The sequence below is a fragment of the Methylibium sp. genome (assembly GCF_965279545.1).
Lineage (GTDB): Bacteria > Pseudomonadota > Gammaproteobacteria > Burkholderiales > Burkholderiaceae_C > Methylibium.
Window position 1 is genome coordinate 139,838 of sequence record NZ_OZ257250.1, and the last position, 23,377, is coordinate 163,214.

At 61.8% G+C, this 23,377-nt stretch carries 16 protein-coding genes; 11 read left to right on the forward strand and 5 right to left on the reverse strand.

Annotated features, from left to right (window positions below; translation table 11 throughout):
- Nucleotides 1-139: 139 nt before the first annotated feature.
- Both ACQY9S_RS00650 and ACQY9S_RS00655 read right to left on the reverse strand, forming a co-directional pair.
- Nucleotides 140-427: a hypothetical protein gene (locus ACQY9S_RS00650; RefSeq protein ID WP_428422647.1), complete on the reverse strand. Its 288-nt coding sequence runs from the start codon at nt 425-427 to the stop codon at nt 140-142.
- A gap of 122 nt (nt 428-549) precedes the next feature.
- On the reverse strand, nt 550-1,827 hold the full coding sequence (locus tag ACQY9S_RS00655) for a tyrosine-type recombinase/integrase (protein ID WP_428422648.1): 1,278 nt from the start codon (nt 1,825-1,827) through the stop codon (nt 550-552).
- Between the two features lie 741 nt (nt 1,828-2,568).
- Between ACQY9S_RS00655 and ACQY9S_RS00660 the strand changes: the two genes are divergently transcribed.
- The 9 genes from ACQY9S_RS00660 (at nt 2,569) to ACQY9S_RS00700 (ending at nt 16,774) form a co-directional block, all read left to right on the forward strand.
- A complete protein-coding gene (locus ACQY9S_RS00660; RefSeq protein ID WP_428422649.1) occupies nt 2,569-6,546 on the forward strand; it encodes a phosphoribosyltransferase-like protein in 3,978 nt (1,325 codons plus the stop codon).
- Nucleotides 6,547-6,829: 283 nt separating this feature from the next.
- On the forward strand, nt 6,830-7,912 hold the full coding sequence (locus tag ACQY9S_RS00665; protein WP_428422650.1) for a type IV toxin-antitoxin system AbiEi family antitoxin: 1,083 nt from the start codon (nt 6,830-6,832) through the stop codon (nt 7,910-7,912).
- A complete protein-coding gene (locus ACQY9S_RS00670; protein ID WP_428422651.1) occupies nt 7,900-8,769 on the forward strand; it encodes a hypothetical protein in 870 nt (289 codons plus the stop codon). Before ACQY9S_RS00665 ends, ACQY9S_RS00670 begins: the two co-directional genes overlap by 13 nt.
- A gap of 417 nt (nt 8,770-9,186) precedes the next feature.
- The gene (locus ACQY9S_RS00675) at nt 9,187-11,106 is read left to right on the forward strand and encodes a hypothetical protein (RefSeq protein ID WP_428425535.1); all 1,920 of its coding nucleotides are present in this window, start codon (nt 9,187-9,189) and stop codon (nt 11,104-11,106) included.
- Entirely contained in the window at nt 11,103-11,771 is a 669-nt protein-coding gene (locus ACQY9S_RS00680; RefSeq protein ID WP_428422652.1) for a hypothetical protein, read from the forward strand. Before ACQY9S_RS00675 ends, ACQY9S_RS00680 begins: the two co-directional genes overlap by 4 nt.
- Nucleotides 11,768-12,859 carry a hypothetical protein gene (locus tag ACQY9S_RS00685; RefSeq protein ID WP_428422653.1) on the forward strand — a complete coding sequence of 364 codons (1,092 nt, stop codon included), beginning with the start codon at nt 11,768-11,770 and terminating at the stop codon, nt 12,857-12,859. The genes ACQY9S_RS00680 and ACQY9S_RS00685 overlap by 4 nt, the downstream gene beginning before the upstream one ends.
- Before the next feature lie 210 nt (nt 12,860-13,069).
- On the forward strand, nt 13,070-15,085 hold the full coding sequence (locus tag ACQY9S_RS00690) for an AAA family ATPase (protein WP_428422654.1): 2,016 nt from the start codon (nt 13,070-13,072) through the stop codon (nt 15,083-15,085).
- Complete coding sequence (locus ACQY9S_RS00695) at nt 15,075-15,719, forward strand: hypothetical protein (RefSeq protein WP_428422655.1); 645 nt, start codon at nt 15,075-15,077, stop codon at nt 15,717-15,719. Before ACQY9S_RS00690 ends, ACQY9S_RS00695 begins: the two co-directional genes overlap by 11 nt.
- Nucleotides 15,716-16,774: a hypothetical protein gene (locus ACQY9S_RS00700; RefSeq protein WP_428422656.1), complete on the forward strand. Its 1,059-nt coding sequence runs from the start codon at nt 15,716-15,718 to the stop codon at nt 16,772-16,774. The genes ACQY9S_RS00695 and ACQY9S_RS00700 overlap by 4 nt, the downstream gene beginning before the upstream one ends.
- On the opposite strand, the gene ACQY9S_RS00705 is transcribed toward ACQY9S_RS00700, so the two are convergent.
- Nucleotides 16,771-18,081, reverse strand: a complete 1,311-nt coding sequence (locus tag ACQY9S_RS00705) for a hypothetical protein (protein WP_428422657.1) — start codon at nt 18,079-18,081, stop codon at nt 16,771-16,773. The genes ACQY9S_RS00700 and ACQY9S_RS00705 overlap by 4 nt on opposite strands.
- A 111-nt stretch (nt 18,082-18,192) precedes the next feature.
- Between ACQY9S_RS00705 and ACQY9S_RS00710 the strand changes: the two genes are divergently transcribed.
- Nucleotides 18,193-18,582 carry a hypothetical protein gene (locus tag ACQY9S_RS00710; protein ID WP_428422658.1) on the forward strand — a complete coding sequence of 130 codons (390 nt, stop codon included), beginning with the start codon at nt 18,193-18,195 and terminating at the stop codon, nt 18,580-18,582.
- A gap of 202 nt (nt 18,583-18,784) precedes the next feature.
- Nucleotides 18,785-19,120 carry a hypothetical protein gene (locus ACQY9S_RS00715; protein ID WP_428422659.1) on the forward strand — a complete coding sequence of 112 codons (336 nt, stop codon included), beginning with the start codon at nt 18,785-18,787 and terminating at the stop codon, nt 19,118-19,120.
- Here the strand turns inward: ACQY9S_RS00715 and ACQY9S_RS00720 are convergent, their stop codons facing one another.
- Nucleotides 19,121-21,904 carry a conjugal transfer protein TraG N-terminal domain-containing protein gene (locus tag ACQY9S_RS00720; RefSeq protein WP_428422660.1) on the reverse strand — a complete coding sequence of 928 codons (2,784 nt, stop codon included), beginning with the start codon at nt 21,902-21,904 and terminating at the stop codon, nt 19,121-19,123.
- Nucleotides 21,905-21,931: 27 nt separating this feature from the next.
- Entirely contained in the window at nt 21,932-23,371 is a 1,440-nt protein-coding gene (locus ACQY9S_RS00725; RefSeq protein WP_428422661.1) for a conjugal transfer protein TraH, read from the reverse strand.
- Nucleotides 23,372-23,377: the final 6 nt, after the last annotated feature.

The following is a 23,377-nucleotide window of genomic DNA, read 5'->3' on the forward strand; positions in this document are numbered from 1 at the left end:
GTGCGAGCCGGGTCGACCTTGGGACGGATTCTCAGCGTTCAAAGGCGCAGGACATCACTCCAGTGTGAGTGTGGGCGTAGCGGTGCATGGCGGAGCCATCAGGCAGCGTTCTTGGCTGACACCGATTCCGACAGCGGTCTTAGCGATCTCGCCAGTGCGGATCTTCGCAGTCGAGGTAGTACTCGCCCCGATGGAAGTCGAGCCAGTAGCGGTGCGCACTCGCTGCTACGGAAAGCAGAGTCGTCGCGAACACCGCGAAGCCCACCCAATCAGGAAAAATCGCGGGGCAAGGAGCACCCTTCAGCATCAGGCCGCAAATGACGTCTTGGATACCGCTAACCGCAAACGCGAACGTAAAGGCCAGCGCACCCCAGCACAGCGGTGCGAGGAAACGAAGCTGGCTGGGTTGGTGGGAACGGCGCGGCATGTGCTCATCTTAGAGTCAGTGCTCTTGATCGCACGTCGTGCCTACGCAACGCTACTGATGGGGGCCTACCAGCCTTTGATTCGAACGTGAGCGCCAGGGCAGCCCTCCGTGAACGTGCCCATCTACGCGGCTACGGGACTCGCAGGCGAGGTCACGCGCAGCACTGCAATCTGCGCCAGGAGCGAGGCCCATCGGTCCAGCGCAGCTTTCCGTTCATTGAAGTAGTCGTATTGATTGTAAACCCCCTCGACGTCTTTCAGCTTGTGATTCAGCGCCCGCTCGGCGACAAACCGGTCGATGCCGAGAGAGGCCATGTGCGTTCGGGCCGTTCTGCGCATGTCGTGTACGGCGAACTGCTCCAGGTCCGTCAGCGGCAGCCTTTTGAGCGCGACGTTCAGCGTGTCTGGGCTCACATGAGGATGTCGATTCGCGTGCGGCGTGCCAAGTCGCTCCCGCACCAGCCTCCGTGCCGGGAAGAGGTAGCCGCTGCCGAATGCAAACACCTTGAGTTCGTTAAGCCACTCGACGACGGGCGCGGCCAACGGGATTCGGATGGCCGAGTTGGTCTTGGTGCGCGAGGGCGTCAGCGTCCAGACCGCGTTGGGCAGATCGAATTCTGACCACTCGGCGGAAAGCAATTCCATCTTCCGTACGCAAAGTGCGAGTAGCAGCCAGACAGCCAGTTCGTTGGGGCGTCCGAAGTTTGGCGTTGTACGCATCGCTTCGGCCAGAGTATTCAGCTCCTTGGTGGTCAGCCAACGGCTCTTTGCCTTCTCGGTGCCGCCCGCGTCGAAGGTGCTGAAACCGTAGACAGGGTTCAGCTCGATCCACTTGCGCCGCACGGCGAAGTGGAACATTCGATGCAGGTAGCGTCGGGCATCGTTCGCCACCGTCGGCGCGCCGGCGGACACGATTCGCATGAGCACATCGTCGATATGGATAGGGCGGATCTCCTCGACGGGCAATCGTCCGATGACAGGCTTGATGTGTCGGCGAATCACCCCTTCGACGCTCTCGGGGTGCTTGTACCGGGGTTCGATTTCCCGCTCGTACCAAAGGCGGGCGAGGGCGGAAACGTTATGCGTCTCACGAGCCTTCAACTTCTCGCGACGCTTCACGGCAGCAACATCCACGCCTTGCTGGATAAGTGCTCTGTCGCGCAGGGCAATCTCGCGCGCTTCCCTCAGCGAGATCTCCGGGTACCGGCCAAGCACTTTCTCCTTCTTCCGGCCGCCAAACCGGTAGGTCAGGATCCAGGATGCGCGGCCAGTCCTCGCGCTGGCATCGGAGGCCACGAACATCAAGCCGTTCCCGACGCTTCGGTCGACCGGCCCTGCATTCAGCCAGGATTTCAGCGCCAGGTCCGTGACCGCCTTGGCCCCTTGTTCAATGAGTGGCATGGTCGCCCTTACAAAACAGTGCTGCGCGCGACTGTCTCGCCTGCGGCGAGCCAATCGACGGGGAAAATCAATGGGAATGGTCGCGTCGGGGGGCGAGGTGCGCAACGGCTGGCCGGTCATCTCCACTCGCAAACGCCCGCCCACGAGGGCGGATTCGGGGCGAAAAGGCAGAGACTGTTGCTGCGAGGTGGTCGGCTGGTCCCCGTGGGTTACGGACACCGCATGCCGAGTTCCCAGCGCCGCGCCGTTACGGCGCTGTCTTCAATGACCTACCCGACAGAACGCTTGCGCTTCAGTGAGACGAGATGACACTACATGACGCGCCATCCGGACGAGCGGGATCCTAAGGCTGCTGAAAAGTGGCGGGTAAATCGGAAACCTGGGACGGCGTGGCCTTGTATGGGACGTCATTCAATGTTTTGCACCTGAAGCTCGGGATCAGCTCCAGGCTGTTGATTTACATGGATCTTTGGCGTCATGTTGGTAGCTGAACCCCACGATTTACCCCACACGAAACCTGCGCTGCAGTGAGACCTGTTGGGCCGAATGTGGAGCGAACCGGCCAGCGAAGCTCGAAGTCATCAGTCTATCAGTCGGGTACTTTTCGAATCCTCGATGAACCTCGTTTCAGTAGACCCCAAGGAGGCTCTCGAGTCTCTTCCACGGCTCAGTGACAGAATGTAGCAATCACCGAGCCGACGACGCTCGGACCTGCTGAGAGTGCATCCAGGGGGCGGCGGCATGAAGACCAGGGCGCAAGCCATGGAGTTGGCGCGGGCGGCATTTCTGCAGGCGCAGCAGAAGTACGGGCCCCAAACCAAGGTGATGACGCTGGCCGTGCTTAACAACCGGCTGCTGCAGATCACGGATCGAAGGTTTCAGCCGCGCGACTTCGGCGCGAAGGACCTCAGAGCCTTCGTCGCGTTGCTAGGACCCGAGTTGAGGCTGACCGGCGAGTCCCCAAAGGTGTCGGTGGAGCTGATAGCCCCGGTCGAGAGCGACAATCCCAGAGTCGAAGTAGCTGCGGCCACAACAGCCAAGGTTGGGCGCCCGGCCGCTGCAGGCACCGCAGTGCCGCCGCTCGGAAATCGAATCCGGGCGGATCTCTGGCTGTCCGTCGTCGACTACACAAGCGGGCTAGCGTACGTGTGGGACGAAGGCCTTGGTCTCGCGCGGCCGGCCGAGCAAGGCGATGCTGAGCCTCGCATGCCGACATTGACGCCTGTCGAGCTTGCCGAGTGGCGCGTGACGTTCCATGAGGCCCACAAGCAAGCCCTGGCCGGTATCGCGCTCGTCAACGCGCAGCGCTGGCAGGAACAAGGTCTTTCGACGAGCTACCTCCCGGCCGAACTGCAACAGCTCTGGAACCGTGAGCTGTCGCTGCGCGTTCGCCTGCGCCTGCAGGACTTCTTCTCCCGCATCAAGCAGACCGCTGTGCCTTCCGACGAGGCCGCAGCGATCGGTGGCCCCGAGCCGGCAAAGGAAGTCGTCGAAGACGAACTGGCCACCGCAAGAGATCGTGGCGATGCTTTCACGGTCGGCGAACTCACTGCCCGCTGCCTGCCCGAAGCCCCGGATGCGGCGGTCGATGGCCTGCTCGCGAAAGTCACCTGTGCATGGGCTAGCACGCGCGAGGCAGTGCCGGATGTGGAATCACTGAGCGAACTGGCGGGCCGAGTCGAGTCCTTCTCCGCCCCGAATCTGGCCAGCGCGTTCGTCAATGCGCTGAGCCGACTCGAAGACGTCTCCGACGAGTTGCCCGATGCGGCGAGAGACTTCGCATACCGGCTTCGGGAAGACGTCAGCGTTGCCTACGGCGTCGAAAAGCGATCGCCGCTCGACACCTGTCGTGCTGCACTAGTCAAGCTGGGCGACTCCCTCTCGGAAGCTACATCCTCCGTCGGTCGATTCTTGCGGACGACGCCTGCGACCGCCAAGGCTGCGTCGATCGATGTCTTGAAGGTTGCGCATCGGCTCCAGCCGTTCGTTGTTCCCGCAGAGCGTCAGTTCCTGCGCGACCTCGAGATGCTCATTGGACCGGCGTTTCGGAAGTTCTGCGAGGCCTGCGAGCGAGACGACGACGTCGAAGTGATCCGGCGAGCTCCAGAGATGCTCGAGAACGTGCGGATCCAGCGCCCGGGCGCCAACGATCCTCGGCGACGAAGCCGTATCTGGCTCTCGCTCGTGCAGCCGGTGTTGGATCATGTCGGATCGCTGGTGGAAGATGCCACCTCGCGCGGCGAGGTCGCTCTCGCGCCTGCGCTGGCCCTTCGGAATCACAGCACCAAGGCTGACTTGCGCGCTGCGGGCAGTGAGCTGAATCTGTCGTTCTCCCTCGTGAACCGTGGAAGAGGACATGCACACGACGTGTCGCTGCGGCGTTCGGGTGTCCCCGATGGCGTTAGGCTGGCCGTCGCGGAGCCCTCCGGTCCATTCGACGTGCCTCCGAATGGTGAACAGCTCATCCGCCTTCGCCTGATGCTCGACGCCGCGCGTGAGACCTTGGACGTGCCGATCGAATGGGTGTGTCAGACCAGTGCAGGCAAGCCATCGTCTGTTGCCGACCGCCTGGAGGTCTCCCAGCAGGTGACGGAACCCGACTGGCAGGCGTTGCTGGCCAGCCCGCCGTACAGCCTGAATCCGATCAGGCGGCCCGACCGGCTCTATGGCCGTGAGCCGTCATTGCGCAAGTTGCGACTTGCCGCGATGGCCGGCGCCTCGACATTCGTATGGGGCCAGAAGCGGATCGGCAAGACCTCGCTGCTGCAGGTCTTGGCCGCTGAACTAGGCGCCAGGCCGGACTTCACTTGTGTCCTGCTTCGAATGGGCGAGTTGGTGTCCCTGCACGAAGGGCAGATTGCCCATCTGATCGCGCAGCGCCTGGTCCAGAAGGCCGGATCGAGTGTCCAGGTCCCGAGCGAGGCGGAGTTTGGTGCAGGCCTGAGCAAGCTGATTCCGTTCGCGGAAGCACTTGTCGCGGCCAATTCCGGGCACAAATTCCTTGTGATCATCGACGAGTTCGACGACCTTGATGCCGCCTTCTACACCGGCGAGCGCGGCAAGCAGTTCGTCAAGGCGCTTCGTTCGATCTCGGAAGTCGGGTTGACGTTCTTCTTCGTGGGCAGCGAGCGCATGGAAGCGATCTACGGCCGCCACCAGTCAGACCTGAACAAGTGGATCAACATCCGGCTGGACAGGATCGACAGCCGAGCGGATTGCCGCGCACTGATTGCGGAGCCCGTCGCGGGGGTCATCGAGTTCGCGCCGGAAGCAATCGACTTCATCACCGACTTCACGGCCGGCAACCCGTTCTATATCCACAACTTCTGCTACCAGGTCTTTGAGCGCTGTCTTCAGGAGCACAGAACCTTCATCGATGACAACGATACGCATGCCGTTCGCGAGCAGCTCCTGCGCGCGTTGGGGCCGACCAACTTTGCGCACCTTTGGGAGGACAACCCGGTCCTCGACGTGTTGGAGAAGCGGCGCGAGAGTGCGGAGAACTGCATCGCGCTGGGCTGCGTTGCCGTCATGGGTGGACGCTACGAAGCCCTTGAGGAGATCCAGGAAATTCAGGAGTCGCTACCGATTGCTGTCGAAGACAGAGCCAGTGGATCGGACCTGCGCCGGGCGTGTGATCGTCTTGTCAGGCGCGGCGTTCTGGTCCCGCAGAAGAGCGGGGATGGCTTCGTCGTCGCGTTGCCGATCTTCCGAGAATGGCTCGGCGAGAACGCCGTGTCGAAGTTGGTGCCGCTGTGGGTTGACCACATGGCAACGGTCCGACGCGAGCTGGCCGGCGCTGAGGGTGCTGCGCCATCGGTGGAGCCAGTGGACTCGGGCGTCTTCCCGATCTCCGAGGACTATCTGCTGGCAGTCGCTCAGCGACTGGTCTACTGCGGAAAACAGAAGGACGTCGCGGACATACGGTTGTGGCTTCGACAGTTTGACGACGACGGGCGCATCGAGATCGCATTCCTGCTTCTTCGACGGATTGCTGAGCGGGGATTCATCAACGAAGGCATGAGAGCCCTTGGCCTGCAACGGCTAGAAGAGATGGTCAACGCACGGCGGCTGACGATTGGTGTTGGTACCTGGCAGATCGTGCGCAACCGTCGCGACAACCTCGCGCTCGGCTATCTCGACTCTGACCACAAGAGTGGCGCGACTACGGCGCGCGAGCTGCAGAAGAGTCTGCGACCCGGCAAGTGCACTTCCGCGGCCGAACTCGATGGATGGATGCGCAGCCACGCGGAATCCGATGCCATGGTGGTGATTGCGGACGACTTTGCCGGGACCGGGCAGACCCTCGTAGAGGGAATGACGAAGTTCAAGGCCCGAGTTGGCGAGCCGACCTGGCAACGCTACGTTGGCGAGCACCGGATCTCGCTCTACGTGATGTTCGCTTTCCCGGAGGCGCTGGAGGCAGCGCGTCAGTCGTTCCCTGGCGTCGATGTCGTGGCGGCGACGTTGCTCGGCGACGACCTGCGTGCCTGCGATGAAGGCTCCGATATCTTCGCCGAAGATAGTGAGCGCCGATTCGCCAAGGAGATCCTCCAACAGCTCGGCCGAGAGCTCAGCCCCCGCGCACCGCTTGGCCACGGCGACATGGGTGCGCTCGTTGTGTTTCACAACACCACGCCCAACAATACGCTCCCGATCTTCTGGCGAAGCGGCGTGGTCGGCGAGCGCCCGTGGAGGGCACTGTTCCCTCGCGCCTAGCAGGAGGCACACGGCGGGCATTCGCCGCGGTCCCAGATGACCCACCCATCGGGCGCTTGGGCAGGCTGGTCTGCGCGAAGCGCTCGGCCTTGCCGTTGGTCTTCGGGGTGTACGGGCGCGTTCTGACGTGCCGCCCCTTGGGCATCTTGATCTTTCTTTTACTATCGCGGCTCGGGGGTTTGGTCCACGGTTTCACCCCGATTGACGCCTTCAGCGTATGTTGAAATACGGAAAAGTGGTGAAAACGTCTTGACAATTTCACCGTGCATGGTAGTTTCAACGGATGCTGAAGGCCCAAGATTCAATGAAAACCTTGGAGGACAGCGCCGCCGCGGCGCTCAAGGCACTGTTAGAGCAAGTGCCCGTGATAAAGCTCGCGGACATCGAACACGAGTCCTTGAGTCCAGATCGCGGTGTCGATATCGTGGCACATGTCGACGTGTCCGGCAGGCGCCACACGCTCGTATGCGAAGTGAAGTCCAGTGGCCAGCCGCGCCATGTTCGGATGGCCGCGCTTCAGTTACGCAACTACATGGTTCATCACGCGCAGCAGGCTACTCCCGTCTTCATTGCGCCCTATCTGTCGCCCGAAGCTCAGGCCCTCTGTCGCGAGGAATCGGTGGGCTTTCTCGACCTCGAAGGCAATGCCCGCTTACTGTTCGATACGGTCTTCATCGAACGCATAGTCGCGAGCAAGCCAGCCGTCGAGCGGCGCGAACTCAAATCGCTGTTCAAGCCGAAGTCCGCGCAAGTGTTGCGTGTGATGCTTCGCGACCCCATCCGAGCCTGGCGCGTCACCGACCTTGCACAGAATGCTGGTGTCAGCCTTGGCCACGTCAGCAACGTGCGCGCGAGTCTGCTCGACCGCGAATGGGCGAAGGTGTCCGACGGTGGCCTGTTCCTGTCTGACCCCGACGCGTTGTTGGACGGCTGGCGAGATGCCTACGATCCGCCGGCCGGCAAACGCATGAGCTTCTACACAACCCTGCATGGCGGTGCGTTCGAAGAAGCTGCCCGTCGAGTGCTTCGCTCGGAGCGCACGATGAGACACGCGGCCTTCGCGTCGTTCTCGGCGGCGCACTGGCTGGCACCATATGGCCGCACCGGCGCGCAATACCTATATGCGGACGAGGCCGGTGTCGAACCGCTCCGCGCCGCGCTGAAGCTGTCTTCAGTTTCCAAAGGCGAGAACGTGGTGGTGACCTTGCTCAAGGATCCAGGCCTGCTCCACGACACTGTCGAGCCGGCTCCCGGAGCAATCTGCACCAGCCCGGTTCAGACCTATCTCGATTTGGCCGTTGCCGGCGAGCGAGGTCGGGAGGCGGCTGATCACTTGCGACGCGAGAAACTGACATGGTCGAAATGACTCCGAATGAACCGCAGTCAGCCGCCGACTACGACGATCGCACGACGGCAGCTGTGAAAACGGTGCTGATCGAGATCGGCCAAATCCTGGGAAGCTTCAAAGGCAAGTTCGCCATCGTTGGTGGTGCGGTGCCTTGGCTGCTACTCGGTAACGAAGACATGCCGCACGTCGGCACACTCGATGTGGACGTCGGGCTGGATGCAGAAGCCTTGGGCGACGGTGAATACGCCACGCTCATCGATGCGCTACGGGGTCACGGGTATCAACAGCGCGAAGAACTTCGGCGTTTTCAACTCGTTCGTCAGGTCGCCACGGACGATGGCGGCGCTCAGATCGACGTCATCGTCGACTTCTTGATGCCTCGGGATGCTGAGATTGTCAAGAACGTCCCGCCGCTGATCAGCGACTTCGCGGTGCAAAGGGCGGACGGCGCGGATCTGGCTCTTCGGTTCTACCAACTGGTGGCGATCACCGGCCCGATGCCCGCCGGTGGCACGAACCGCGTCGAGATCGCCGTTTGTTCGATCCCAGCGCTCCTCGCCATGAAAGGGCATGCCATCGAAGGGCGCTACAAGCAGAAAGACGCCTACGACATCTACTACTGCATAAGAAACTACCCCGGAGGCCCCGAGGCGCTTGCTGACGACTGCCGGCCGCTGCTTGATCACGCCAGCGGCGCAGCAGGATACGGCTTCATCGCCGCAAAGTTCGATACCGCAGATGGCTTCGGCCCGACATGCGTACGTCGATTCGTTGAAGACACGAAGGTCTTGGGCGAACGCACCCCCGACCAATGGCAGCAGGACGCCTTCGGGCAAGTGGATGCCTGGTTGCGCGCACTTGGGCTGAGGGGCTGAGCGCAATGCCTGCAACAACCACCATTCGCAAACTGACGATCCGGCGGTTTCGGGGACTCGAGAAATTCGCATGTCCTAGCCGATGGCACTTGCGTCAACATCTGGGCACATTGCAGCGTCGACCAACTGTGCCTCGGGGTCCTCACTGTGCACTCCGCTCTCGCTTGGCGCATACACTAAATTCGGGGGCGCCGAGCGCCGGCGCAGGAGTCCTTGAGCGACGCACCAGTACTCGATTGGCTGTTGAGCCCGCCTTCAATAGGGAGTCATATGGTCCGCTTCCCGGTTCTTGACCACATATCGGTCCAGAACTATGCGCTCTACGTTGGTTCGGAAGATGAGCCCGGGCTGAACCACGCGTTTCGGCCGGGCGTGAATGTGATCGTCGGTATCAATGGTCTTGGCAAGACGACCCTGCTGAACATCCTGCTGCGAGCGATCACGGGCCCCTATGATTCTCCGCAAGGAGATGCCCTGGGCGACAAGAAGCGGCGTCGTGTTCCCGCCGACCGGCATTGGTTTCGTGCGCGGGTGCCGGATGACGCGGTCAATGCCACGGTCATCGCCAAGTTCTCAATAGGCGAGCATAAGTTCGAGACGCTTCGCTCGCTCGCCAACCTTGACCTCAAGTCGTTGTCAGTCGACAACCGTGAATGGCCCGACGCCACTGCAGCAGAGCTCGAGGCTGCGTATCAGCAGCAAGTCATCGAGGCGTCGCAGTTGGCCTCCTTCGATGACTTCCTGTTTCTCCTACGCTACGTGATCTTCTTCCTCGAGGATCGCCGCAGTCTCGTCTGGGACTCCGCGGCGCAGGGCGACATTCTAGGCATCCTGTTTGGCGATCAGGCGACCAACCGCCTGCGCTACGTCGAGGTGTTCAACGATCTCCTCAGCAAGGACAGTGAGTATCGGAACATGTTCGCAGTCGTGAGCAGCCGTCGCCGACAATACGAGAAGCAGGCGAGCAGCATAGAAGGAGGTCACCTCGAGCGGGTACAACAACAACTCCACAAGCAGCTGACGCAGCTTACGCAACTTCGCGAAGAAAAGGAGCGCTATGCCGAGGAGCGCGATTCGCTGCGCGAACAGATCGAGACACGCGGGCACGAGGTGTTTGAGCAGCGTGCAGTGCTGGCGCGCGAGCTCGACGACTTCTACAAGTCGTTTTTTCCGCAGGTTCCCGATGCGGCGCGCTACCTGCTGTCGTATTTCGAGGCACAGGCAGGCTGTCTGATTTGCGGCACGCGGTCCGAAGAAGCAATGAGTCGCGTGAATGGCAAGCTGCAAATGAACACATGTCCGGTATGCGAGAGTCCGATCGAGCATGCGACAAAGCCGCAGCATGATCCGTACGCCGGCGAGAACATCGAGATTCGACGCGCTGCGATTGTTCGGCTGGAGCAGGAACTGAACAGCATGCAGGAGCCCTTGAAGGCCGCTGAGGCGAACTATGCGAAAACCGTTGGTGGCTTGGCTCGAGCGAGCTCAGAGGTATCGTCTCTGGAGCAGCAATTGCGAGCCCTGGGCGATAGCCTGCCAAACGCCAAGGAGCGGCGCGACAAGGTGCACGCACAGTTGAGCAGCTTCCAAACGGCGTTGGACGCAATCGAGGCGGAGCGGCAAACCTTGGCATTGGAGTTTCGCGAGCTCGCCGAGGCGATAGACAAGGACGTGCAGGGTGTCTCGGCTCAGGTCGAAAGTGCCTTCGCCCGCTTCATCAGCGGCTTCCTGGCGGAGACCTGCCGCATCGCCTACACGGCTCGACAGAGCAGAATCGGCCAGCGCTCGTCGACCGAGAGCTTTCCATTCCCGCACTTCATCCCCGCACTGACGTCTGGCGTGCATCGATTGAGCGCGACCGTGCGGGAACAGGGTCAGTCGGTTTCGGAGTCGCAAAAGGAGTTCATCGACCTGGCGTTTCGCATGGCGTTGTTGGAAGTCGCGGCGCCGGACTCGCCCAGCATGCTGATCCTCGAGACACCGGAGGCCAGCCTGGACTCGGTGTTCGTGCCGCGCGCTGCGGATTTGTTGCGACGTTTCGCAACCAGAGAGGAGGAGGCAGTCGCGCAAACCCGCCTCATCGCCTCATCCAACATCAACCGCGAGTACATGATTCCGGCACTGTTCGGAGCCTATCCTGACAAGCGATTCGAAGATCAGGTCAAGGACAGGAGTACCGATCCACCTCCCCCGGCGGTGCCGATTGATCAGCGCGAGTTCCACGTCGTGGACCTCCTGAAGGTCGCCGCACCGACCACAGCGTTGGACCGGTTCCGGCAGCCTTACGAGAGCGAGCGAGACCGGGCGATTTACCCGGAGAGGTACGCCGCGCCATGAGTGCCACCGAGAGCGCGCCACCGGCGACTGGGGTCGATCAGCCAGCCGATGCCGGCATATGGAAGGCCTGGGTGCTCCTGTGCATCGCAGAGGCCTCAAGAATGGGGCTGACGCCGTTGGCCAGCGCCCAGTTGCATGTGCTGCTGTATTTGGCCAACACGCTGGCCCCTCTGTTCGAGGTCGTTCGGGTCCGCGGACAGGTGCTCAAGCGGGGGCCCTACCCCTTCTATCCCGACGTCCAGCGAGAGGTTGACCGACTCTCGTTCTGCGGCGTGCTGCGGATCGATCACGTCGATTTCGGGCCCAAAGGCCACCTGTCTGCGCACTATTCGCTCGGGATTCACGGTAGACACCTTCACGCGTCCATCGTCGACAGTGCCAAGGAAGCGCAGCGCACGGCGCGGCTTTTCCGGGAGTTGGTGTCGGCCTGCTTCGGGAAGTTCCTGGGCAGCAAGACTGCCATCGGACCGGCCGACGCCAACTACGGAAGCAACGAGGTCCTGGAGGGGCGGATTGTCGACTTCTCCGAATGGCAGGACGAGAACCGCAACATGGATGTTGCTCGATACCTGATCGAACAGCTGCGATCACTTCAGCCGCGGGCGGCGCGCGATGGCGTGCGCTTGTACTGTGAGTACCTCGATCGGGCGATGTCCACCGTATGACGAGCAAAGGCTCATCCATCGCCATCGGCGCAGCCACCGAGGCGGTTCTCCAGAGTGTGGTCAGCGCCGGGGCCTCCACCGTCTCGGTTGCCGACGCTGGCACGCGAGAGGCGTTCATAGACGCTTGGGTGCGCACGTTGAGCGAGCACGCACGACACCTACGGAAGAAGGGCGAAGCGCTCGGCGCCCCTTGTGTGCTTGTCTATGTGCCCGACGTTGCGGCATTCGGCGAGCAGCACGGCACTTGGACGTCACGCACGACGTTGGGTGACTCGCACCTGGACGATTTCGCGGGCATGCTGGCGGTTGGCAACACCGAAGTTGGTGGACGGGTTCACCCCCAGAAGTTTCCCGCCATGGCCGGCATCGAGACGGCGATGCGCGACAGCGGGTTGGCTGGCGCGGCGGCAGTGGGGTTGATGTCCGAGTCGAAGATGATCGTGTGGGTCGATGGCATTGACGGCGATGACAAACACTATGAGCGGGAGATCCTAAACGTTCCGACTGTCATTGACTTGAGCGCGATCGAATCGGAGTTGGAGCGCTTCTACCAGCTCTTCGCATGCCACACAAAGAAGTGGTGGCTGCAGCCGGCGCGACATGTCACGGTCGACAACCCGGAGCGCGCTGTGCAGGACGACTTGTGGCTCTACCTCTTGGCACGACTGGCCGACGTAGCCACGGTGAGGACAGAAGAGAGCATAGGCAGGGGGCGCGCAGACATCACCATCTTTCCGAAGCAGACGGTCGGGGGAAACCAGAGCGCTGTACTGGAGCTGAAGACCATTCGGGACGTCCATACGCCAAAGGACAAGGCCAACAAGGATGTCAAGCTGACCAAATTCAGCGAGTCTGACAAGCGAAGCTGGGCGCTCGAGGGCCTTCAGCAGACAGCGACCTATCGCGATGACCGCGAGATGGATGGCGCCTACCTTTGCCTCTACGACTTCTGCTCGGTCAAGTCGCAGCCGGTCTACGATGCCGTGGATCCGTACGCGGCAAACTTCGGGGTTAGGCACCTGCCGTACCACATCCCTGCAACGCATGCGGAATATCGAGAAGCGAAGTACCCTCTTGAAAATGACTGAGCTTCAACGCGAGCGCGGCAGCCAGCAGATGCTCTGCAAGAGCCGAAGGGTGGACAGCCTATCGCGCGTCGCCGGTCGCCGTCGGCGCCATGTCAAGCTACGCGTCGGCCTTGCGCGACGCGTCGAAGGACGATGCCATGTACCACCGCATGATGGCTGTGTGATGCACGTCGCCGAAACCGGCGTTTTAAGAAGAATTTGGGGAGGCGGATGAGCAGTGAAGTGCGGTTCCCTGTACTGCGCTCGTTGGCAGTCAGGAACTATGCCCTGTATCCAGGGTCAGGGGACGGAAGTGGATTCAGCGTTGATCTGCTGCCGGGCATGTCGGTGATCGTCGGCATCAACGGCATTGGCAAGACCACGCTCCTGAATCTCATGCTGTGGGTGCTCACAGGTCCTCACACGCCAAAGAAGGCCGATCTGATGCGGCCGGGATCGGGACGGCATGAGCGAACGAAGACCAAGAACTTCGAGTACTTCGCTGCGCGCATCGGAGGGCCGATTCATGACGCCGAAGCAACATTGGAGTTCGCCTTTGGCAGCCAGGACACCATCAAGATCACGCGCAGCCTAGCGAACCTCAAGGTCAAGGAGCTCTGGCACAACAAGACGAAGCTGCAAGACCCGGACGAGGAGCGGTACCTTGATCTCGTGAAGGAACTGTCGGGCGCGCAGTCCGACTGGGACTTCGACTTCGTCGTACGCCATCTGGTCTTCTTCCTCGAAGAGAAGTCTCCTCTCTTGTGGGGTGAGGAAGGCCAGTTCGAGTTGCTGCGCATCCTCTTCTTGAATGCGGCACTGTCCCGCAATTGCGTCAAGCTGTCGGACGAGATCTACGCACTGGACAGCAAGATTCGCAACCGGAATTGGCATCTCAATGAGCTGCGCGAAGAACTCGCGCTGCTGGAGGAGGCGGCCGCGCCTCAAGACGGCGCCGCAGATTCGCTAGTCGTCCTGGAAGAACGGCAAGCGGCATCAGAGGAAAACCTCACCGAGGCAACGAGCAATGTGGAGGTGCTTCAGCAACGCGTCGAGACCCTTGAGAAGGAGGAGTTCGAGAGCGAGCAGCGGCTGGATGAGGCTCGATTGAAGCTCCGTCACGTCGAACAACAATACTTCCGACATGCATTCCCTGGCCTACCCGCCGCTACAGAACTGACACTGGGTCGTCTGTTGGCGAATGACGGTTGCCTGGTGTGCGGCAGCGATGTCCACCACGCGCAGGAGCGACTGCGGCGCCTTCAGGCCGTCAATGCGTGCCCAGTCTGCGAAACTCCTCAAGTGGCAGCCGGCGACGACGCGGTGACGGAGATCACGCCGGCACGATTGAAGAAGCTGGAGCGACAAGTCAGTGAACTCGCGCTTCAGTACGAGGGCACGCGCTCGCTGCTACAACAGAGTCGAGAGGAACTGCGTTCGCTCAAAGAAGATCAACGCGAGGAGTGGCGCGAGCAAGCCAAGCTGACATCTCTCATCGCCGACCTTCGTGCGCAAGGTCCTATGCAGGACGAGAGGACTGCAACGCTTCGGGCGCAACTCGTTGCCGCAGAGTCGGATCTGGATGAACAGCGTGGTGAGTGGGAATCGAAACGCAAGCAGTATCGGGTTCTCCTCGGTAAGGCTAGAGACCGAATTTCAGAGGTTGCGGAACAGATCTGTCGTGAATTCTCCGGATTCGCGACGACATTTCTTGAAGAGGATTGTCAACTCGAATATCAGCTGACCAGACGAACGCTAGGCCAGTCAGGAGCTCAAATGGAGTTCCCAAGCTTCATCGTCAAGATGAGCTCGGCAACGTCGCAGACGATGCGCACACGGGAAGCCGCTACGCAGGTTTCCGAGTCGCAGAAGGAGTTTTTGGACCTAGCGTTTCGCATGGCTGTGCTGCGTACGGCTGTGGACCGGGGCGCGCCGACGATGCTCGTCATCGAAACTCCAGAGGCTAGCCTTGACCATCACTTTGTCGCGCGCGCCGGTCGGATGCTCCGGGACTTCACCTATGAAAACTCCAAGATACGGCACACGGTCATTGCGTCGAGCAATCTGAACCGGGAGAACATGATTGGGTCGCTTCTCGGCCTTGGGCAGACGCGTCGCTCAACCCCCAGGGCCGAGATCCCGAGGCGTGTCATCAACCTGCTGGAGATCGCCGCCAAGCCGAAGTCGCTGAAGAAGGAGGAAGCCGCGTACAACCGACTGCTGAAGGAGGCGCTGGATGCTCGCTGAGCACAACCTCCCGTTGACGCAGGATCACTTGCGCGCGTGGATGCTCTTGTTGATGCGCGCAGCCACTGTCGCAGGCCTGACGCCGCTCCCGGTCGCCGTTTTCCATCGCCTGGTGTTCCTCTCCAACACCCTTGCGCATCTCTACGACACGGCCCCGCCGAGTGAGTTCGTGCTGAAGCACGATCGGGGGCCTTACTACCCTGGCGCTCAGTTCGAAGTCGAGCGCTTGGCCGCTCAAGGCCTGATCAATCTGGGCGACCTTCGTTGGAGCACCGAGTCGACTGATCTTCAGCTCGATGTCAAGTTCAGCCTGTCGCAAGGCGGCCGCAGCCTGGTCGCCCGCTGGATTGAGGAGAGCGAGTGGTGCAGGCTGGTTCTCGACTTCCTGACCGACCTCTGTGTAGCCATGGCTACCGTCGCCGAAGGGGCGGAAGTCGTCGCGGCCGATCACGACCTCACCTACAACCAGAGTTGGGCATCGAAGTACGCGGTGATCTCGTTTCGAAATCCTATCGAGAGATTATCTCAACGCGCCACCACGGAGATCGCGAGTACTGCCCCCGCCGGCGCGATGCCAGGGCGCCAGCACCAGTTGCGTCTGTACCTCAAGTACCTGGAGAAGCTGGCAGCATGACCAAGGCAACGCCGAAGCCCGCGACCAGTCCGGGCACCGCTGGTCGACTCGTCAGCAGGGCTGATGCGCTCAAAGTCATCCGGGAAGTGAGGCTCGGCACGGAGGATCCGCTTAGCACGGAGGACCAGTTCATCGACGACGCCTCCAAGTGGATGCAGCAGTGGCTGGACCATGCGGACGCATCGCAGATCAAGACCAGCAAGGCGTGCCTGTTCGTCTTCGCGGGCGATGTTGACGCTGAAGAACTACTAGAGGGGTTGGAGCTTGCGCCTTCGTTTCGTGGGCTCTTCGATCAGGATGTCGGCGGCCAGGTCCATTCATGTTCGTTGGGCCTTCGTAAGGTCGCACGCCGGAAAGTTGCCTTCAAGGATGCGTCCGACGCATTGAAGTGGCTGTCCAAGAACGTTGACGCAAGTGCGGTCGCGTTGGTGTTCGTTCCTAAGATGCGCTTGGCTATGGTGCGTCGTGGATCGGCCGACGTCAATGATTGCGAGAAGCTGATGTTCGGCGCTGTCGCGGGCACCGCCTTTGACTTCTCTCAGGTGGATGGTTTGCTCGATCAGTTCCACGAGGAATGGACTCGACCGCACCAGGGCCGATGTCGAGTTTGGGCCAAGGCCAAAGAACGCCAACTCAACCCGCACCCGGAGCAGCAGATCCAAGGTTCGCTGCGCGGATACTTCGAGCTCACCGTGCGTCCCAAGGGCATTGTGGTCGAAGAGGAGTTCTTCACGTACTTGGGCCGAGGCGACGTACGGTTGTTGCGATGGAAGCAGCACGGCGCGCTTGCGTCCGAGGGGGAGGTCGAAGTCTGCATCATGGAACTGAAAGTGCTCCGACCAGACAAGTCGCCGAAGTGGAACCGGGAGTGGGCGCTTTCGGGGATTCAGCAGGCACTCGACTACAGAAAGGCAGAGAAATACTCTGGGCCATCCTTCCTGTGCTGTTATGACGGCCGCAAGGTCGATGCGGACATGCCGGAGGTGGAGAGTCGTGCGGCAGAAGTTGAGATCGCTTCTCGCCGCTACTTCATGACGACGCCGGGTTGCCCTTAGTCGTTGACCAGTTCGACGAGCCGCTCTTCCAACTCTCTCTCGCCGCCTTGCTGAGCGCTGACGCGCATGGTGCGCAGCCGCGTGTGTCGCTTGACGCTGAAGCCTGCGCTTCGCGCGATCTGCGCTGTGATGTGGCCCGCACGAACTTTGGTGCCGGCGTAGCAGCTTTCGCCGATGACGATGACCGCCCGGCCGCCGGGCTTCAGCGTGGTGCGTAGCTGCGCCAGGAGCTTCTGCATGTCCTCGAAGTACGCGCCAACCATGTCAGGGAGGCGCTCGTCCCAGAGCTCATCGCGTTGCGACGAGAGATCCTGGAGCAACTCGCGTAGCATGGCTGACTTGGCCGTGACATAGCTGTACTGGCCCCCCGCCTGGATGTGGGACCTGAGTGTCGCTTGGCGCAGGGCTCGATTGTCGGCCTTCGTTTTCAGATAGCCAAGGACCCACAACTCGAGGTTGTAGATGTCGGTGTAGTCGAAGGAGTTGGGGTAGGGCGGCGAGAACACTGCCAGGTCGCAGGGTTCGACGTCAGCAATCTTCTGCAGACAAGATCCGCGCAGCAACTCGTAGGTAGGCGTCGGCCTGACACCATAGCGCTGGATGTCGCTGATGGCGTTGAGAAACGCCGCGTGAAAGTTCTGGTCGACGTCCTTCGCGGTGCGCTGTTGCTCCATCCAACTGCCGCGGTACTTGCGCCCTTTTCCGTTTACCGTAGCGTTGCTGACTCCGACCACCACGGAGCCTAGGAGAACCCGCAGTAAGCGGCGGTTCGTGAAGTCTTCCAACTGCTCAATCGCCTCGCGATACTGAAGCAGTCGCGTCAGAACGGTCTTGGGAAACAGCCAGCGCGCTCCGTCGCCGGGCTCGCACAGGGTTTGGGGCGCGGCGGCAAGCGAACGCATGTCGACGGTGAGCCGCTCGCGGGTCTTGTCGCGCACCAATACGAAATCGCGGCTCAACGCGTCTGGGTTGTACGTCGCCAGCTTTGCTTCGGCCAAGTCCGCGATGAAGGGATTGACCTCGATCAGAACCGGATGGACGCCGGCAAACTGACAAGTCAGCCCCGTGGTACCGCAGCCCCCGAAAGGGTCGAGGCAACGTTCGACTCCAGTGCGCTCGCTATCGCGGAGCACGTCCAAGACCAACTGCGGAGCGAAGGCTTCCTTGAACTTGAACCACCTCTGGAAGGGCAGCCCCGTGCTTGGCTGATTGGTGGAAATCGGCCCGGACGCATCGGCAGCGCTCATCCACGACCGCAGTCGGCGCAGGTGGATCGACGGTATCGTTGTGCTCAGGCTGGTCTGCATGGGGGGAGTGTATCGCCTGAAAAATACTGAGTAATGTACAGTACTCAATATATGGAGCAAGAGCTCTGGTCCGCTTCAGACGCTGCACAGCTCAGTGGCTGGTCCGTCTACATGCTCGACTACCTGGCCCGGTCCGATGTGCTGCTACCCGCCGTGCCTACGAGGGGGCAGCGTCAGCATGGCCGCCGCAGGAAATACCTGTTCGGCGACATCCTCGTTCTTCGTGCTCTGCGCGCTCTGACGTCGCGAGGTGTATCTGTGCTGCGGCTGCGACCATCCCTGAAGACGATAAGACCGGTGCATGCCAAGATCACTGCGTCCAAGATCCCAGCCCGATACCTGCTTACATCGGGCGACGTCGTGTCACTCGTCAGCGCGCGGCAACTGACGTCCGAGCTCACCAACCATGGCACTGCAACGATCCTGTTGGATCTCCACGCGTTGCGTGGTGAACTGCTGGATGCCATCAAGTCGGGTCTGCCTAGATCGCGGACAGGCTGAGGCGGGTCGCAAGGTCTACTGGTCTCGAGCAACTCTTGTATCACCCCATCGAACTTGAGAAGACTTCCAACGAGCGTGCTTCTCAATGTCGGAACGACCCAACGACCTCACAAGGTCAATTGATGCGGCTGGCGTCTGGCGACTCAAGCTGGCTTGAAAAAAGATAGCGTTGAGGTACGCTTGCACGCATGGATCGCCGACCATGAGAAAGCTTGTCTTCACCGCAGTCCTCGTCCTAGGTGCGCTGGCGGGCCTGCTGGCTGCCGCTCGTGATGACTGGGGTACCCGGATCGTCATGATGTGCGTTGGTGTCCTCTTTGCCGCCCCTGTTGGCGCTGCCATCGCATTCATCGGAAGCAGGGTGAACGCCGTCGGCGGTGATGATCGTTGGCGCCGGCGTGATGGGCTGACTGGTGACGGGACTTCCGCTGACGATTTAGCGGCCAACTATGGGCGGGATAAGGGGTACCCACCGTTCATGAAGCCGCCAGACGGCTTGCCTGACAAGCATCAGTTCGATCCGGACCGGCTCGGCTGACTACTTCTTCTTCAGAAGATCGCGCACGGCTTCTTTCGCGTTGTCGTAGGTCGCCCCAGCATCCTCCTTCACTTGCTTTGCTGATTGCTTGAGCAAGGACTTCCGTGACGCAAGTGTTCCGTCCTCTGTGTGGATGACTTCGGACTTGGCGTCAAAGCCGGCTTGGTCTGAACGGGCCTGCGAGCGCACTTCCTGGCGACGACTTCGGATCTCATCACGCATTGGCGAGGCAGTAGGTGCGTTGGGCCGCATTGCCTCCGATGAACCAAATCGCCTCATCCTCTGTTGGCCGGCTCGGTGCGCACCGGTTACGTCGGGCACGAGCTCTGGGCCCCCTCGTTGGCGTTGATGCTCGCCACGAATGTCGCCGAACGACACGGGCAGTGCTGTGCCGTCCGAGAACTGGCGGTTCGGTACCAGCGACCGCCTGGCCAGTTCGGCCGACATCAGGCTATGAGCGGCTGCGCTGTCGCCGCCGTACTGCTCGGCAAAGCGTGTGAACATCTCAATGTTGTGCGGGTCCTGGGCGATGTCAATCGAGATCACCTCGCCCTTCTCATGAGCTGTAGAGACTCGTTCGGAAAATGCAGTACGTTCGGACAGCGTGGCGTCGGCGCGCGACGAGCGCGCCACGGTTGATGAAAGTCGGGACGCCATCTCCCTGACCTCGCGCGAATCGCTCGCGAACAGCGCGATGAGGCTGGTGTCACGTGATACCCGGTCCCCGAACTGCTTGAACTCGGATAGCTGTTCGCTGGTCATGCTGCCTAGTACCTTTTGCTCCTGAGCAGTAAGGCCAGACAGATAGCTCTTCTGTGCGCGCGCGTCTGCTTCAAGGCCGGCGCTGACAGGTCCGGCACGACCCCCGATGCCGAGATGTCCGGCAGCACCGAATGCAATGTTGGCGACCTGAGACTGCGACAGACCCGTGCTATTCGCCACGCTCTTCGAGATCTGGTCCAAGCTGTTCAGCGACTCACCCATCTGCTCGAAGGTGCTCGAGGTCGATGCGCTGCTTGTGCGCGACGAGCGGAGTTTCGCCAATCCACGCGAGAACGCTTCTGACAACACGGCTGAACGCTCGGTGCTGGCCGCGACCGCTTCCCCTCGCGCTGCTACGACCTGACGGCCGGCGTCGCTGACATCCTGCTCCGACACCCGCATCGACACGACTCGCGATGCGTACCCCTGGTTGCGCAGCAGGCTGACCGCCGTGCGCCCGGTCAGTGCATTCGACGAGAACGTGTTCCCCGTCAAATCGTTCTGCAAGCTACCCATGAACGCCGAAGTCCGATTCGGCGCCAACTGCATCTGGTCCATCGCCACGTTGCCCATGTTCACGTTGCCGCTCGCCGCCGAGCCCGTGCTGCCAGACAGCGTCCCCTGCAGCCCGGACAGCCCGCCCACCAGCGCCGTCCCGAAGTTCTCCATGCGCTTGAGCGCTGCCCACGCAATGAACGGAATACTGATCGCCAGATACCCTACGATCGCTTCCCCAGAAATCGCCCCCGAATAGATGGTCGAAGCCGTCTGCAGTGACAAGGCCTTGACCCCGGTCCCCAGATCGGCCGCGGCCGCCAAGTCATATGCCGCGTACACCGAAGCCATGTAGTTCAGCACCGCGTACAACGGCGGCCACAGCTGAATCCAGATCAGGATCGCCGCGTAGCCCTTGAACGCGATCATCGTCTCGCGTCCGCTGGTCAGCAGGAGCAGCAGCACCAGCAGCGGAAACAGCGCATAGGTCACCGCCTCGATCACGTTCCTGAACACCGGCAGCGCCTGCTCGGCCACCTTGCCATAGTTCAACCAGGTCGCGTTCTGCTGCGCCGTCGCCTGAGCGCGGCCGACGGCCAGCACCATCGCCGCCGGATCGTTGACCTTCTGGCCGATGATGTTGCTGGTGTCGTTGATCGCGTTGATGACCGCGTTCTGCCGGATCAGGTCGGCGGCCGTGGCCGCAGCGTCGGCGATGCTGTTCTTCAGGTAAGCCTGCTGGATCTGCCCGGCGATCACGCCGGCGGCCGTCGCGGCGGGCAGCGTCGGATTCAACGCAAACGCGAGTTGCCCCTGGATCTTGGTGATCTGCGCCGGCAGCCGGCCATTGAGGTTGGTGTAGACGTTCGGACAGGTATCCACGTTGACCGCACCGCCGCCGGTCAAGGTGCTGAAGCGCGCCGGGTTGGGCGTCGCCATCAACGCCCACACGTCGCCCGACGCCGAGAACGTCGCCGGGTCGAGCGTGCCGTCGACCAGGTCGTACATCGTGCAGTTGTTGATGTAATTGATCAGGTCGGTGCGGAAGTTCGGATCCTGGAACACGACCTTGCCGGTATCGCGAATCAGCCGGTTGCCGAACATCAGCCCGTGCTGCTCATAGGTGAGTTCGGCCGGCAGCCCGCCCACGCCGGGAATCACCTGGAACGCGGTCTCGAACAGCCCCGTCAGCGTGTGGCCGATCGTGCTGGTCAGGCTACCCAGCACCGCGACGCCGAAGGGCACGTTGCCGACCACCTTGACGGCCGAGCCACCGGTCTTGTCGACGACGCCGACCGTCACCTTCGGCACGATCAGGATGCCGAACACCAGCAGCACCGTCGCGAGCCACTTCCATCCCTGCAGCTTCTCCGGCGCAAACGCGTAGGCGAGCAGCGCGGCCACGAAGCCGCAGAAGGCCACCGCGGCCAGCGCGGCGGCATAGTCGCTCGACGCATGGATGGCAGCGGCCGCGTTGAAGATGCCGAACAGACTGTCGGCATTCTGGTAGGCGTAGATCTCCCACATGGCGAGTGCACTGGGTGGCGAACGAATTCAGCGGGCGAGGTAGGCCGCTTGGTGGCCCAGCATGTCCATCACGTGCTGCGGCATGCTGGATCGCAGCTGCCGTTCGAGTTGCTCGAGGTGGCTGGACACGGCGCGAAAGGAGCCCACCTTCTGGTACAGCGCGTTCTTCTCCTGGGCGATCTGCTGCAGTACGGCCTGCGCCCGCTGCCTGACCACGATGGCCTGCTCGCGTTGCCCCTGCTGCAGCAGGTAGTCTTTGTCGAGCGCGGCCATACCCAGGCGCAGGTTGCGCTCCAGGAAGACGTAGGCGTAGTCGGCGGCGATGACGTCGCGGTACTGCGCGATCAGGCTGTCGCTCAGGCCCGAACCCGGGATGCTGGCGCCGATCGAGAGCATCTTGTAGACCGGCTCCGTCGTCTGGTTCACGAACCCCACCTCGGCCGAGTTGTTCGCGATGGCCGTGCGGGTCGCGATCTTGTCGGCGATCGAGCGCATCATGTTCTCGACCAGCGCGGTGAAGGGGGTGCTGGTGTAGCCGGTGTTCAGCGTCACGACGTCGCAGTTCGTGTAGTCGTTGCATCGCAGCAGGTGCTGGGTCACGTTGGTTCCTGTGCCGGTGGCCTGGCCATAGAGCAGTTGGCTGATCGACGTGATCGTTGGTGCGATCGGTTCCGGATCGCGCGCCGCATCTTCGGGATAGAAGATGACGGTGCCGACGATGCTCATGATCAGCTCGCGCTCTTGATCGTCGAGGTAGGTGCCGGTACGTTGCAGCGCCTTCCAGGTCAGGTTGCCGACGAAGGGCGCCTTGTTGCGCACGCTGGCGTCGCCTGACGATCGGGCCGATGCGAGGATGCTCGGCCGGTCGGTGGCGCAGCGCCGGCGGGCGGCGTCGCGATCACTTTCCAGGCCCATCTCGATGGCCAGGTCTGCGCAGGTCTCCTGCGAGCTGTAGCCGGCGGATTCCGCGGCCGTGCTGACGATCGCCTTGGCGGTCTCGCAGGAGTTGATGCGTGCGTTGTTGATCCAGGTCTCCAAGCCCTTTGCCCACTTGGTCAGCCCGCCCAGCAGAGGCGAGACCGCCTCCAGGGCGAGTTGGAACGCGATGCCGGGCAGCGCGGCCGTGATGTTCTTCAGCATGTTCTTGAACTCTTCGGCCGAGATGTGCGAGAACGAGCCGCCGAAGACGTCGATGCCGCCGCAGCCGGCCTTGGCGCTCGGGAACTGGATTGCGGCAAGCTGGTAGACCTTGTTCGGCGAGCGCATGAAGAAGCTGCCACCGGTGTAGGTGTTGAAGGTCTGACCGCGGAAGGCCCCGGGCGCGGTGTAGTTGCCGATCGCGCCGAGGTTGTTGAACATCGTGTTCACCTCGGCGTTCAGATCGCCGGCGTGCAGCGACGGGGGCTGCAGGACCAGCGCGAGGGACCCAACGGCGATACAGGCGCGACGGAGAGGCGAGCGGGCCATGAGGCA